General features: G+C 72.0%; 12 protein-coding genes. 6 read left to right on the top strand and 6 right to left on the bottom strand.

Annotated features, from left to right (window positions below; genetic code table 11):
* Position 1: 1 nt before the first annotated feature.
* Together ACZ7MG_RS20785 and ACZ7MG_RS20790 are read right to left on the bottom strand one after the other, a co-directional pair.
* Positions 2 to 2,047 (bottom strand): trypsin-like serine peptidase, encoded by a 2,046-nt coding sequence (locus ACZ7MG_RS20785; protein ID WP_471388834.1) that lies wholly within the window; start codon positions 2,045 to 2,047, stop codon positions 2 to 4.
* Positions 2,048 to 2,176: 129 nt separating this feature from the next.
* A complete protein-coding gene (locus tag ACZ7MG_RS20790) occupies positions 2,177 to 3,298 on the bottom strand; it encodes a hypothetical protein (RefSeq protein ID WP_471388831.1) in 1,122 nt (373 codons plus the stop codon).
* 275 nt (positions 3,299 to 3,573) lie between these two features.
* Here ACZ7MG_RS20790 and ACZ7MG_RS20795 point away from each other — a divergent pair, with 275 nt between their 5' ends.
* From ACZ7MG_RS20795 to ACZ7MG_RS20805, 3 genes are all read left to right on the top strand, one after another.
* Positions 3,574 to 4,893, top strand: coding sequence for a S8 family peptidase (locus ACZ7MG_RS20795; protein ID WP_471388829.1), 1,320 nt, complete (start codon positions 3,574 to 3,576; stop codon positions 4,891 to 4,893).
* Between the two features lie 36 nt (positions 4,894 to 4,929).
* Positions 4,930 to 5,178 (top strand): hypothetical protein, encoded by a 249-nt coding sequence (locus ACZ7MG_RS20800; RefSeq protein WP_471388826.1) that lies wholly within the window; start codon positions 4,930 to 4,932, stop codon positions 5,176 to 5,178.
* A gap of 79 nt (positions 5,179 to 5,257) precedes the next feature.
* Positions 5,258 to 6,676, top strand: a complete 1,419-nt coding sequence (locus ACZ7MG_RS20805; RefSeq protein WP_471388823.1) for an alpha,alpha-trehalose-phosphate synthase (UDP-forming) — start codon at positions 5,258 to 5,260, stop codon at positions 6,674 to 6,676.
* Between the two features lie 101 nt (positions 6,677 to 6,777).
* On the opposite strand, the gene otsB is transcribed toward ACZ7MG_RS20805, so the two are convergent.
* From otsB to ACZ7MG_RS20820, 3 genes are all read right to left on the bottom strand, one after another.
* Positions 6,778 to 7,656, bottom strand: a complete 879-nt coding sequence (gene otsB, locus ACZ7MG_RS20810) for a trehalose-phosphatase (RefSeq protein ID WP_471388821.1) — start codon at positions 7,654 to 7,656, stop codon at positions 6,778 to 6,780.
* A gap of 28 nt (positions 7,657 to 7,684) precedes the next feature.
* The gene (locus ACZ7MG_RS20815; RefSeq protein WP_471388818.1) at positions 7,685 to 7,912 is read right to left on the bottom strand and encodes a DUF3263 domain-containing protein; all 228 of its coding nucleotides are present in this window, start codon (positions 7,910 to 7,912) and stop codon (positions 7,685 to 7,687) included.
* 292 nt (positions 7,913 to 8,204) lie between these two features.
* Positions 8,205 to 9,425: an ABC transporter substrate-binding protein gene (locus tag ACZ7MG_RS20820; protein WP_471389166.1), complete on the bottom strand. Its 1,221-nt coding sequence runs from the start codon at positions 9,423 to 9,425 to the stop codon at positions 8,205 to 8,207.
* A gap of 250 nt (positions 9,426 to 9,675) precedes the next feature.
* On the opposite strand from ACZ7MG_RS20820, the gene ACZ7MG_RS20825 reads away from it, so the two are divergent.
* From ACZ7MG_RS20825 to ACZ7MG_RS20835, 3 genes are all read left to right on the top strand, one after another.
* Positions 9,676 to 10,656 (top strand): ROK family protein, encoded by a 981-nt coding sequence (locus ACZ7MG_RS20825; RefSeq protein ID WP_471388815.1) that lies wholly within the window; start codon positions 9,676 to 9,678, stop codon positions 10,654 to 10,656.
* The gene (gene nagA / locus ACZ7MG_RS20830) at positions 10,656 to 11,924 is read left to right on the top strand and encodes an N-acetylglucosamine-6-phosphate deacetylase (RefSeq protein WP_471388813.1); all 1,269 of its coding nucleotides are present in this window, start codon (positions 10,656 to 10,658) and stop codon (positions 11,922 to 11,924) included. The genes ACZ7MG_RS20825 and nagA overlap by 1 nt, the downstream gene beginning before the upstream one ends.
* A 125-nt stretch (positions 11,925 to 12,049) precedes the next feature.
* Positions 12,050 to 12,976, top strand: coding sequence for a 1-phosphofructokinase (locus tag ACZ7MG_RS20835; RefSeq protein ID WP_471388810.1), 927 nt, complete (start codon positions 12,050 to 12,052; stop codon positions 12,974 to 12,976).
* Between the two features lie 26 nt (positions 12,977 to 13,002).
* Here ACZ7MG_RS20835 and ACZ7MG_RS20840 read toward each other — a convergent pair whose 3' ends face one another.
* On the bottom strand, positions 13,003 to 13,980 hold the full coding sequence (locus ACZ7MG_RS20840) for a CBM35 domain-containing protein (protein WP_471388807.1): 978 nt from the start codon (positions 13,978 to 13,980) through the stop codon (positions 13,003 to 13,005).
* Between the last annotated feature and the right edge of the window lie 8 nt (positions 13,981 to 13,988).

Raw genomic sequence — 13,988 nt, forward strand, 5'->3', positions numbered from 1 at the left:
CTCAGCCCGCGGTGATCACGCGCCCGATCTCGGCGGCGACCTCCCGGTGGGCCAGGTACTCGTCAATGTCGTGCGCCCGGGCACGGGTGTTGCGGACGGCCAGGTCGGTCAGTTCGCCCTGCCAGTCGTCGCCGAGCGGGCAGCCGATGGCGACACCGTCGGTCGGGCACCAGGCGTTCACCCAGCGGGCCACCCGCTGGGGACGCTGGGGACCACCGGCGAGGAGCCGGCGCTGGACGGTGTCCAGTCCGAGCGGGCTGCCCGCGGTGACGAGCAGGGAGATCTCCACCTCCGGCGCGAGCCGGGTGATGAGGTCCATGCCGACGACGGTGCCGAGGCTGTGGGTCACGAGCACGAGTTCACCCGTGGTGGGCACGCAGTCGAGCACGGTGTCCAGGACCGCGTCCCGGACACCCGGCTCGTCGAGGTACGCGGCCACGTCGCGCAGGGCCGCGGCGATGAACCACTCGTCGACGTCGGTGTTGGCCGCCAGCCAGCTCAGCTGCCGCTGGAGAGCGCCGACGATCCGTCCGCCGAAGGCCTCGGTGGCCAGCTGGGCCTCCGGCGGCATCCCCGCGTTGCCGGCGGCTTCGGCGATGAGCGCCTCGTAGGTGCTCCTGGCCGCACCGGCGGGCGCACAGGCCTCCGCCACCTGGCCGGCCGCCATCTCCTGGTGGGCGCGGGGGACGGACTCGTTCTGCTTGAGCGCGTCCATGAGCTTGTTTCCGTAGAACGGGAACCACGCGTCCGCCGGGTCGATCGGCGCGACCCCGGCACGGGTGAGGCCGTGGTTGAGTCCCGCGGTCCAGTCGATGCGCAGATCCTTGGGGATCTTGTTCTCCTGGCTCCTGCCGTGGAGGAAGACGATGTGCCGTCTGCCGCCGAAGGCGGTCGCCCGGGGGCGGAGACCGGTGCGGGCGGTGGTGGTCTCGGGCACGGACGTGGTCGACGTTTCGGGGACCACTGTCGGAACGGTCGCTACCGCAGGCGCCGCTGCCGTCAGCGTCTGGAGGCCGGCGTCCCGGCCCATCTCGCCCAGCAGGGCCCTCGCCGTGGACGTGTGGTCGACGGGCAGGGAGGCGAGGTGTCTGAGGATGGAGCTGATGCGCACGCCCTCGTTCGCCACCCAGGAGATGGCGTCGTCGCCGTCGCCCGGCTGCCACACCTTGCCGTCCTTGCGCAGGGTGCGGCCCTCCTCGTCCTGCTCCGGCACCCCGCTGTGGTGCAGGGCGACCACTTCCCACTGGTCGTTGAAGACCGGTGAGCCCGAGTTCCCCGGCTCGGTGTCGGTCCGGTAGTGCAGGAAGTCGTCGAGCCGGACCTGGAGCGCGTTGTCGCGGACCGCGATCTCCTTGAGGCGGCCCATGGGGTGACCGATGACGTTCACCGGTTCGCCGATGACCAGCTTGCCCAGTTGCCCACTGAGCCTGTTCCACCCGAACACCTCTCCCGGTGGCTGGTCCCCGTCGAGGGACCGGACCGGCACCAGCGCGAAGTCGAGCCGCTGGTCGGCGAGGAAGAGCGTGCCGGGGTCGAGTTCGAGCCGGACCGGTACGGCGGGGGTGTTGTCGACGGTGACCTGGGCGTCGAACTCGACGACACACCGCTGGGCGGTCGCCTCGTCGGGCAAAACGTGGTGGTTGGTCAGCAGCAGGCGCGGCGAGACCAGGAACCCGGTGCCGAGCGGCACTTCCCGGCCGTTCTCCCGCGCCGAGATCCGGGCCACGGTACGGGCGGCGCGGGCGCCGCGCGGCAGGAAGCTCCAGGCCTGCAGCTCCTTGGAGAGGCCGAGGATGCGTTCGTACGCGGCGGGCGCGTCCAGCGGCTCCTCCCGGATGCTCTCCACCGCCGCCGAGGCCGACACCGCCTGGCGGTCGAGCAGCCGGGCGGCACGGGCCGCGATCGCCTCCGGTGAGTCCGGGAACGCCACCCCGGCACCCAGTTGCTTCTCGATCTGCCGGCGCTCGGTACTCGTCCGGCGATACCGCTCCGCCGCGGCCTCGGCCTGTCTCCGTTGCTCCGCGCGAGCGACGCCTGTCACCACCATGGGGATCCACCCGTCCTGTGCGGTCCTGCACCTACTGCACCTGGCTTCCAGGAGGCGGACACCGGGCGTGCGGTGCAACCAGGAGGGAGCAATCGGGTGAGGGCGCAATCGGGTCAGGGCGCAATCGGGTCAGGGCCCTTCTGATGGATCGCGTGTCTCGCGCTCGCTCGTCGAACGGGAGTCTCCCGGGCCGCCCACGGCGTTGAGGACGGCCTGGCCCTGGTTGTCGACGAGCCGGGTGAAGAGCTGCTGGGCGTAGCCGAGGACGATGGCCCAGGCGATGATCTGGGCCGGGGTGTCGAGGGCGGTCAGCCCGGGGACGAACTCCCCTCGCATCAACAGCAGACCCAGCAGCGCGGTGAGCGCGCCGGTCGGCAGCTTCAGCAGCGCCAGGGCCACCGGCACGTCGTACGGGGTCGACGTGCCCTTGATACGGCGCAGGCTGGCCGCCGCGGCCACGGACGCGGCCACGACCCCGATGACCTCGACGACGAGGTAGTCCCATGTGGAGGAGACCATGGCGAAGTCCACGTCACGCACCTTGCGGAACGACTTTTCCCGCGTGGGACAGACCGCTTCGACGGACTGGAGATCCGGCTGGACCGCCCGGAAGCACAGCGGGACCAGATCGGGGTGCAGACTGCCCAGCACGGCGACCCCGACCACGATCACCGCGAGACCGAGGGTCACCCAGAGCACGATCCGTACGAAGCTCAGGACGCGCAGATGCTCGCGTTGCAGGACCTGACGGGCGACGGTCACCGCGTCGATGAGGGTCTCCCGCTCGACGCGGGTGAGCAGCCTCGCCTCCTCCGGTGCCGCGAGCGCGTTCTTCGCGATCTGCTCGACCCGGATCCTCCGCGGATCGTCGCCGGAGAGGTGCTCCCTGACCAGGGCCAGCAGATTCGGGATGCGCGCCGTCACATCACCCAGCGGGGCCAGACGCAGCAGCAGGTTGAGCGCCACGTCGAGGTGTGACTGCGCCGCGGCGAGGTGGGTGGCGGCCAGCCGCCGGGGGCAGTCGCAGTGGCTGAGCCGCTCCTCGGCGAGGTCCAGTTCGGCGACCGCCCTCGCGTGGAGCACGGGGGCCGCGTCCCGCACCACCGGATCGTCGTCCTGCTCCGCGCTCTGCTTCTTGGTCTCCAGCAGAGCCCGGATCTCACCGATACGGGACCGGATCGCCTCGCGGAGCTCCCACTGCCGCTTCTCGCACTTCCGCCCGAACCGGGACGGCGGTTGGTGATCAGTCATGGGCCCACTATCACGCCGGTCCCGCCACCGAACCCGTTCCGAAGCCGCCGTCCCGTCCGTCCGGCCCAGCCATTCGGCCCAGCCGCCCGGCCTCGGAGGCGGGCGGGAGACGGGACCGAATTGCGGACCCCGGTGACCGGTGCGACGGTCGATCGGGGGTGGTGCCCACCGTCGTCGGCGCCCGACGACCGTGGAGCGGCGCGTGTCCTCAGAACCGCGCGTGACCTCGAACCGGGGGAAACACAGAAAGCGGGAATTCAATGGCGAACGGCCCCATGGACAGCCATGCCTTCGGCGAGCAGCCCCACCGCCCCGGTGAACCTCTCACCGGACGGAACTCGGAGTACACCGGTCGGTATGTGGTCCTGCTGGACCCGAACGACCAGGAGAGCGGACTGAACGCGCTGCGCGCCAACGCCGACATCGCGGCCGTCGAGCGGGTGCGGGGAACCGAGTCCGCGAACGTCACCGAACTCCTTGAGCGGCCCGACGTCTCGGTCCTGTTCGAGGACCTCGCCGCCGCCGTGGTCGAGGTACCGCTCGCGCAGCGCCACGCGCTGGTGACCACGGCCGAGGCGGAACCGTCGATCATCGCCGCCGAGCCCGAACGCATGGTCTACGCCATGCCGATCACCGCCCCGCAGCAGGCGCCGACCGAGTTCTTCCCGGCCTTCCGCAGCGACGAGGACGTGGTCAGCCGCCACACCGAGGCCGAGATCGCCACCGGCCAGGGCCCGGCCTGGCACGAGAAGACCTGGACCTGGGGCCTTCAGGCGATCCGCGCCAACCTGTCCCACCTCACCGGCAAGGGTGTGAAGATCGCGGTTCTGGACACCGGTGTGGACACCGACCACCCCGACCTGGCCGGACGCATCACGGCGACGTCCTCCTTCGTGCCCAACGAGACCGTCGAGGACGGCAACGGCCACGGCACGCACTGCGTCGGCACCGCCGCCGGTCCGGCCAACCCCAGGCAGGGCCCCCGCTACGGCGTGGCGCCCGAAGCGCAGATCCTCGCGGCGAAGGTGCTCAGCAACGCGGGCAGCGGCAGCGACGGCCAGATCCTGGCGGGCATGGCCTGGGCCATCGCCAACGGCGCGAAGGTGATCTCCATGTCGCTGGGCGCCCGGGTCCAGCCGGGCGAGCTGTTCCCGCAGACGTACGAGATCCTGGCCCGGCGCGCGCTCAAGCTGGGTACGGTGATCGTCGCCGCCGCGGGCAACGACAGCCGGCGCCCCGGGCAGATGATCCCGGTCAGCCGACCCGCCAACTGCCCCTCCATCCTCGCGGTGGCCTCGGTCGACAAGGCGATCAGCCCGTCGTTCTTCTCCAACGCCGGGCTCAACGACCAGGGCGGCGAGATCAACATCGCCGCGCCGGGCAGGGACATCCGCTCGGCGGCCCCCAACGGCGGGTACCAGGTCCTGAGCGGCACCAGCATGGCCACCCCGCATGTCGCGGGTGTCGTCGCGCTGCTCGCCCAGGCGTCCCCCACCGCCACCGCGGCCCAGCTCATGGCCAGCCTGAAGGCCGGCGCGTTCCCGCTGGTGCAGCCGGTCAGGGACGTCGGCGCGGGCCTGCTCCAGGCCCCGTGACCTCGTGATCTCGCCACTTCGTGGACCCGTGACCTCGTGAACGAGTCGTCCACGTCCGAACCGGTCGGGGTCATCATCGCGGTCGACCCCGACCGGTTCGCGGACATCGTCGAGGCGCTACGGCATGCGGGGCTGACGGTCACCGGCACCCAGCCGATCGTGGGCACGCTCTCCGGCACCGTCGCCGAGGACGCGTTGCGCACCCTGGAAGCAGTCGACGGAGTCGACTCCGTCGACCGGGACCACACGATCCGCCTTCCCCCACCCGACTCGCCGGTCCAGTGAGCGCGGGTGGGGGCACGCGGGTGGGGGCCCGGCCGAACCGTACGTTTGACCTCCGAACCCAAGGGCTAGGTTGAGCCCTATGTCATCAACGCACCGCACGGCCCAGGTCCTGGTCGCGTCCAACCGGGGCCCCGTCACGTACACGCTGGACGAGACGACCGGCGAGCTGGCCTCCAAGCGCGGCGGTGGCGGTCTCGTGTCCGGGCTGTCCGCGATCGACCCGGAGTCGGGCGCGGTCTGGGTGTGCTCGGCGCTGGGCGACGGCGACCGCGAGGCCGTACGGCGCGGCGTCTCCGAGCCCGGCGTGCGGATGCTGGACATCCCGGCCGACGTGCACCACGACGCGTACAACGGCATCGCCAACTCCACGCTCTGGTTCGTGCACCACATGCTGTACCAGACCCCGCTGGAGCCGGCCTTCGACGCGGAGTTCCGGCGCCAGTGGGCGTCGTACGAGACGTACAACCGCGCCTTCGCCGAGGCGCTCGCGCAGGAGGCGGCGGACGGCGCGGCCGTCCTCGTGCAGGACTACCACCTGACCCTGGTCCCCCGGATGCTCCGCGAACTCCGCCCCGACCTGCGGATCGGCCACTTCTCGCACACCCCGTGGGCGCCCGTCGACTACTTCCGGCTGCTCCCCGACGACATCGCCGCGCAGGTCCTCGACGGCATCCTCGGCGCCGACCGGGCCGCGTTCCTGACCCGGCGGTGGGCGGACGCGTTCACCGAGTGCGCCCGTGCCGTCCTCGGCCCCGACGCCGCGTCCGGCACCCGGATCGGCGTACACGGTCTGGGCGCCGACGCGGACTTCCTGCGGACCCGCGCGCACCAGGCGGACGTCGACGACCGGATGGCCGCGCTGCGGGAGCAGATCGGTACGGCCCCGGACGGCACCCCGCGCCGCACCATCGTCCGCGTCGACCGCACGGAACTCTCCAAGAACATCGTGCGCGGCCTGCACGCCTACCGGCAGCTCCTCGACGACCAGCCGTCCTGGCGCGAGCGCGTGGTGCACGTGGCCTTCGCCTACCCGTCGCGGCAGGACCTCGCGGTGTACCGGGACTACATGACCGAGGTCCAGCGCGTCGCGGACGACATCAACGAGCGGTACGGGACGCCGGGTTGGACCCCGGTCATCCTCCATCTGAAGGACGACTTCGCCCGGTCCCTGGCGGCGTACCGGCTCGCGGACGTGGCCCTCGTCAACCCCATCCGCGACGGCATGAACCTCGTCGCCAAGGAGATGCCCGTCGTCTCCGAGGAGGGGTGCGTGCTGGTGCTGTCGCGGGAGGCCGGGGCGTACGAGGAGTTGGGGGACGACGCGGTGGTGGTGAATCCGTACGACGTGGTGGGGACGGCCGCGGCGCTGCACGAGGCGTTGTGTCTGCCGACGGCTGAGCGGGGGGAGCGGGTGAAGCGGCTTGCTGCGGCGGCGACGGCGTTGTCGCCTACGCAGTGGTTCTTGGATCAGTTGAGGGAGTTGGAGGGCGCCCGGTAGCTCGGGGGGCAGGGGTGCGTGGGCGGGTGCGGGTTCGGCGGGGGTTCTCGCGCAGTTCCCCGCGCCCCTGAAAGACAAAAGAGCTGAGGCGCCCCCTGGTGCTATACGTGCTCGGCGATGGTGGTCAGTAGGTGTACGACTCCTGCCGGGCCGTCGACCACCAGGTCCGCTCGCTCGGACAGTTCGGTGACTTCTGTGCTGCCGCTGCAGACGAGGAGGCCCGGGGTGCCCTCGGTGCGGAGTTTTTCCACGGTGGCGAAGGCGGGGAGGTCGCCTAGGTCGTCGCCGGCGTAGAGGACGGATTCGGCGGTGGTCTCGGCCAGGTAGTCGCGGAGTGCGACGCCCTTGTCCATGCCCGGGGGGCGGAGTTCGAGGACCAGACGGCCGGGTTCGACGATGAGGCCGTGGCGGGCGGCGAGGTCGGTGAGGGGGGCGCGCAGGGCCTCGAAGGCGGCCTGGGGGTCGGTGGCGCGGCGGGTGTGGACGGCGAGTGCCCGGCCCTTCTCCTCGATCCATGTGCCCTGCCAGGCGCCGACGCCGTCCAGGAAGCCGGGCAGCTCCGCGCGGACCGCCGCGACGCCGGGGTGCGGGGCGGGGGCGCGGACCGTGCCGGTGGCGGCGTCCCAGCGTTCGGCGCCGTAGTGGCCGAGGACGACGAGGCGCTCCAGGCCGGGGACACCGGCGAAGCCGCCGTGGCGGACGGCGACGCCCGCGGGGCGGCCGGTGACCACGGCGACGGAGGCGACCTTCGGGGCGAGGGCGGCGAGCGCGGCGACCGCGTCGGGGTGGGCGCGGGCCTGCTCGGGGTCGGGGACGATCGGGGCGAGGGTGCCGTCGAAGTCGAGTGCGATCACCGTGCGGGCGGGGCGGGCGAGGATCGCGGCCAGCGCGTCCCGTCCGGCGGGGGTCACGGGGGTCGGCAAGGTGGCCTTGGGGGCTACGGGGGCTACGGGGTTCTCTGCGTCCTTGTGGCTGCCCATGTCTCCGACCCTATCCGCCCTCGATCCGTCACCGCTCGTCCCGGCGGGCCTCTCGTACCCTCCTCAGCCGATTCACCGTGACCGGGTCGTGGGCGAGTGCGCGGGGGTCGTCGAGCAGGGCGTTCAGCAGCTGGTAGTACCGCACGGGCGCGATCCCCAGCCGCTCCCGAATGGCCCGCTCCTTGGCCCCCGGCCCCACCCACCCCTGCCGCTCCACGGCGAGGATGGCTTGTTCACGGGGGTCCAGGTCGTCCATGCGACGACGGTAATGGACGGGGGTGACATTGCGCCGGGGAGCTCGGGGGGGCGGGTGCGTTGGCGGGTGCGGCTCCGGTGGGGCTTCTCGCGCAGTTCCCCGCGCCCCTGAAAAGCAGGGGCTGCGCCCCAGGCTTTTCAGCCCGCAGCCCGGTCGTCTTTCAGGACCGCCCCCGGTCGCTTTTCAGGGCCGCGAGGGCCTGCGATCTTTTAGGGGCGCGGGGAACTGCGCGAGAAGCCCCACGCACCCGCACCCGACAACGCACCCCACCCGGCCCACCCCCATGGCACCCTCAGCCCTCCCGATCCGCCACCGTCGCCGTCTGCTGGAGCTGCTCCAGCACAACCCCCGGCTTCACCCCAGACCGCACCGCCCGCCCGATCCGCTGCTTGACAGCCGCGCTGACACCCGCCCAGGACGTCTTCCCGACGGGATAGAGCTCCGCGCTGGGCAACTCGTCCAAGAAGGGCCTCATCCCCGCGTCACGCGACGACGCCGCCATCTCCTCCGACGCCGACGCGGTCACCGGCAGCAGGTCGTACTCACGGGAGAAGTCGAGCACGTTCGCGTCGCTGTAGACGAAGTCGAGGAAGTCCCCGATCTGCTCCCGGTGACCGTTCTGCTTGAAGGCCATCATCCAGTCGGTCACCCCCATCGTCGCGTGCTCCCGCCCGTCGTACCCGGGCATCGCGGCCGTCCCGTACTCGACCCCCTGGTCGGAGGCCATCCGCATCAGACTGGGGTGCCCGTTGAGCATGCCGACCTCCCCGCGCGCGAACGCCGCGAACGCGTCGGCGCGGTTCAGCTCGGCGGGGGCGGTGGGCCCGGTGAGCCCCTTGTCGACGAGCTTGTCCTTGAGCCAGGTGAAGGTCCGTACGTTCTCCTCGGAGTCGATCCGGTAGGTGCCGACGTCGTCGGTGAAGCCGGCACCGCCGCTGAGCAGCCACTGCATCGTCTCGGCCTGGGCCTCCTCGGGCCCGAGTGGCAGCGCGTACGGCGTCTTCACACCGGCCTCGTCGAGGGCCTCGGCGTCGGCCGCCAGCTCGCTCCAGCTGCGCGGGGCGCTGTCGATGCCCGCCTCGGCGAAGAGCTTCTTGTTGTAGAAGAGGACGCGGGTGGAGGCGGCGAAGGGCATCCCGTACGCGATCCGCCGTACCTTGCCCGAGTCGGCGAGCTGGGGCAGGAAACCGGCCTGGACGGGGATGGAGAGCAGGTCGTCGACCTCGTAGAGCCGGTCGGCCGAGGCGTAGTCGGCGTAGGTGCCGGCCTGCGCCAGGTCGGGCGGGTCACCGGCGGCGACCATCTCCTTGATCTTGCGGTCGACGTCGTTCCACGAGTAGACGCTGACGTCGACCTTGACGCCCGGCGTCTTCTTCTCGTACGCCTTCACGACCGCGTCCCAGTACTTCTGGGAGCTGTTCGCCTCGGAGTCGCCGTAGTCGGCGGCGACCAGCTTCAGGGTGACGCCGGGGCCGCTCGCCTCCGAGGCGCCGCAGCCCGCAAGCGTCGCCATCAGTCCCAGCGCCGACAGGGCGGCCAGTGCCGCCGTTCCGCTGTTTCCGACGCCGGTCTTCGTCCGCCGCTGCCGCTGTCCCACTCGTACTGCCCCAACCTGTCGTACCGGCCCCGCGCACAACAGCCTGGATCACCGGCCTCGCACCCAAGGCCGTCAATCGCTCAACTTTTCGAACTTCGCCAACCTTCCCCACTCTTCCCCACCCTTCTCCATAAGGTCTGCACCACGTAAGTGGACTAGACCTCTCATGGGTCGAAGGGTCACACTGTTCTCCGTGAGACATGTCATCGCCCTCGATGTGGGCGGCACCGGGATGAAGGCCGCACTGGTCGGGGCGGAAGGCGAGCTGCTGCACCAGGCGCGCCGGGCCACCGGACGCGAGCGCGGGCCGGACGCCGTGGTCGCGTCGATCCTCGATTTCGCCGCCGAGCTGCGCGCGTACGGCGAGCGGCACTTCGGCGAGCCCGCGGCCGCCGCCGGGGTCGCCGTGCCCGGCATCGTCGACGCCGGCCAGGGCATCGCCGTCTACGCCGCCAACCTCGGCTGGCGCGACGTCCCGCTGCGCGCGCTCCTCACCGAGCGCCTCGGCGGCGTCCCGGTCGCCCTCGGCCACGATGTGCGCACCGGGGGGCTCGCGGAGGGGCGCGTGGGCGCGGGCCAGGGCGCGGACCGCTTTCTCTTCGTGGCGCTCGGCACCGGGATCGCCGGCGCGATCGGCGTCGACGGCCGGGTGGAGGCGGGCGCCCACGGCTTCGCGGGCGAGATCGGCCATATCGTCGTACGGCCCGGGGGCACCCCGTGTCCGTGCGGGCAGCACGGCTGTCTGGAGCGGTTCGCCTCCGCGGCGGCCGTCAGCCAGGCCTGGGCGGAGGCCTCCGGCGACCCGGAGGCCGACGCGGCGGACTGCGCCAAGGCCGTCAAGTCGGGCGACCCGCGCGCCGCCACTGTCTGGCAGCACGCCGTCGACGCCCTCGCCGACGGCCTGGTCACCGCCCTCACCCTCCTCGACCCCCGCACCCTCATTCTCGGCGGCGGCCTGGCGGAGGCCGGTGAAACCCTCTTCACCCCCCTGCGCACCGCCGTCGACCACCGGGTCACCTTCCAGAAGGTCCCCGCCATCGTCCCGGCCGCCCTCGGAGACACCGCGGGCTGCCGAGGCGCCGGCCTCCTGGCCTGGGACCTCCTCACCCCCACGACCCCCATGGACCCTTCGGAGGTAACCACCTGATGGCCCCCACACTTTCCGACACCGGGTCCGACAGCAGCGCCCCGTCAGGGGCGCGGGGAACTGCGCGACCAGCCCCCACGAACCCGCGGCCGCCCCACACAGCGCACCCGTACGTCCTGGAAGGCGCCAACGTCGTCCTCCCCACCGGCATCGTGAAAAACGGCCGCCTCACCATCGACGGCACCAAAATCACCGCGAGCGCCCCCGAGAACGCCCCCACCCTCGACGTCCGCGGCTACTGGGCCCTCCCGGGATTCATCGACCTCCACAACCACGGCGGAGGCGGAGCCTCCTTCACCTCCGGCACCGTCGACGACGTCCTACGCGGCATCCACACCCACCGCCTCCACGGCACCACCACCCTCGTCGCCTCCACGGTCACCGACGACATGGACGGCCTCGCCCACCGCGCCGGCCTCCTCTCCGAACTCGCCGAGCAGGGCGACATCGCGGGCATCCACTTCGAGGGCCCGTTCATCTCCCCCTGCCGCAAGGGCGCGCACTCGGAGGAACTGCTCCGCGACCCCGACCCCGCCGAGGTCCGCAAACTGATCGACGCGGCGCGCGGCCGGGCGAGCATGGTCACCCTCGCGACCGAACTCCCGGGCGGCCTCGACTCCGTACGCCTCCTCGCCGAGCACGGCGTCATCGCGGCGATCGGGCACACGGACGCGACGTACGAGCAGACGGTGCGGGCCATCGACGCGGGCGCGACCGTGGCGACCCACCTCTTCAACGCGATGCCGCCGCTGGGCCACCGTGAGCCTGGCCCGATCGCGGCGCTGCTGGAGGACGAGCGGATCACGGTCGAGCTGATCAACGACGGTACGCATCTGCACCCGGCCTCCCTCCAGCTGGCGTTCCGTCACGCGGGCGCGGCCCGGGTCGCGTTCATCACGGACGCGATGGACGCGGCCGGCTTCGGCGACGGCCTCTACACGCTCGGCCCGCTGGCGGTGGAGGTCGTGGACGGGGTGGCCCGGCTGGTGGAGGGCGGCTCGATCGCGGGCTCGACCCTGACCCAGGACCGCGCCTTCAAACGCGCCGTCACCCTGGACCGCCTCCCCGTCGAGGACGCCGTGGCCGCCCTCTCCGCCAACCCGGCCAAGCTCCTCGGTCTCTACGACCGCGTCGGCTCCCTGGAGCCCGGCAAGGACGCCGATCTCGTCCTCCTCGACGCGGACTTCGACCTCAGGGGCGTGCTGCGCAAGGGCGAATGGGTGGTCGCCCCGTTCGGTGACCGCCCCTCGACGGACGGCCCCAACTGACCTGATCCGTCCGTTTGTTGACATCGGCGCGCAGTGCGGCGGTCGGTCCGGGGGTCTGGGCCGACCGCCGCTCGTTTGGCATGATCGAGCCTCCGCGCAGCCGAGACTCAAGGGGGTCGGCGCAGGTGATCCTCACGGTCACGCTGAACACCGCTCTCGACATCACCTACCGCGTACGGGAGTTGCGTCCGCACACCACGCACCGGGTGACCGAGGTGACCGAACGGCCCGGCGGGAAGGGCCTGAACGTGGCCCGGGTGCTGGCGGCGCTCGGCCACGAGGTGACGGTCACCGGCTTCGTCGGCGGCGCGACCGGCCGTGCCGTGCAGGACCGGCTGACGCACACACCGGGCGTGGTGGACGCGCTGCTTCCGGTGCGGGGCGCGACGCGCCGGACGGTCGCCGTGGCCGACGCGAGCGGTGACACGACTCAGCTCAACGAACCCGGCCCCCTCATCACCCCCGCCGAGTGGTCGGCGTTCCAGGAGGCGTACGTCGAACTGCTGCGCTCCGCCTCGGTGGTGGCCCTGTGCGGCAGTCTGCCGCCGGGGGTGCCGGTGGACGCGTACGCGGGCCTGGTCCGTACGGCCCGTACGCTCTCCGTGCCGGTGCTGCTGGACACCAGTGGTGAGCCGTTGCGGCGCGGGGTGGCGGCCCGGCCCGATCTGGTGAAGCCCAACGCCGACGAACTGGCCGAACTGACCGGCTCCCACGAGCCGTCCCGCGCGACCCGGGACGCCCGCCGCCGGGGCGCGCAGGCGGTCGTCGCCTCCCTCGGCCCGGACGGTCTGCTCGCCCACACCCCCGAGGGCCAGTGGCGCGCCACCCCACCGCGCCGCTTCCGCGGCAACCCGACCGGAGCGGGCGACTCCGCGGTCGCGGGCCTGCTGTCGGGCCTGATCGACCGCCTGCCCTGGCCGGACCGCCTCGCCCGAGCCGTAGCCCTCTCGGCGGCGACCGTACTGACCCCGGTGGCGGGCGAGTTCGACCGCCAGGCGTACGAGGAGCTGGTGGGTCAGGTGGCGGTGACGGGGGAGGTCACGGCGGCGTGAGCGGGCTCAGCCGGTGAGGGCGGGCCTCACTTCCAGCCCTTCTCCAGGTACAGCTGGTCGAAGTTGACGTCGCAGGAGTTGCCGTTCTCGCAGGAGATCTTTACTTCGTTGCTGCCCTTGTTGAGCTGGATGGACGCGTAGGTGTTCGTCCAGCCCTTCTCGTAGTCGCCCTCGGGCGCCTTCGCGAAGTTGTCCAGGTTGAGCGGGCGGGTCTGGGCCGTGCCGTTGACCGAGAGGGTGGCGTCGGCCTTCTTGCCCGGGACGCCGTAGATGACGTACAGCGTGTACTTGCCGCCCGCCGGGACGTCCTCCATCTTCCAGGTGATCGACGAACCGACCGAGTTGAAGTTGGTGACGTAGAAGCCGCCGTCCGACTTGGCGCCCGCGATGTCGGACGCGGTGACCGCCGTGCCGCCGAGCAGAAGCGTCTTCGCCTCGGCCTTGGGGAGTTCGGTGGTCTCCGCTTCCTTGGACTTGCTGGCCGAGGGGCTGGGGTCGGCGCTCTGCTCGGTGGTGGGGCCGGTGGAGGCGCCGGTGTCGTCGCCCGAGGCGCTGTCGGAGTCGTCGCCGCCGAGCATGGCGACGCCGATGCCGATCACCACGGCGGCGACCACGGCGATCGCGCCGATGAGGAGACCCTTGGTGTTCGGGCCCCGGCCACGGCCACCGCCCCCGCCGTGCCCCTGCTGACGGGTCGTCGGCGCACCGCCGCCGCCGAAGCTCTCGGGGGCCTGGTAGTGCGCGTTCGGCTGACCGGGGGCGCCCTGCGGCTGGCCGTACCCCTGCTGCGGGACCTGCCCGTACTGCGCCGTGGCGGCCTGCGGAGCCTGCTGGGTCTGCTGCCCGTACTGGCGTTCGCCGACCGGCCGGACCCGGTTGACCGCGTTGGGGTAGCCGTAGCTCCCGCTGGGCGGCTGGGCTCCTCGGGCCTGCCCGTCCTCGTAGAGGTAGCCGAACGGGTCGTCGTCCTCGGGCGTGCTCGCGCCGTTGTTGCCGGGCGTCATCCCTAGGT

This window comes from Streptomyces sp. NPDC107538, assembly GCF_055657445.1.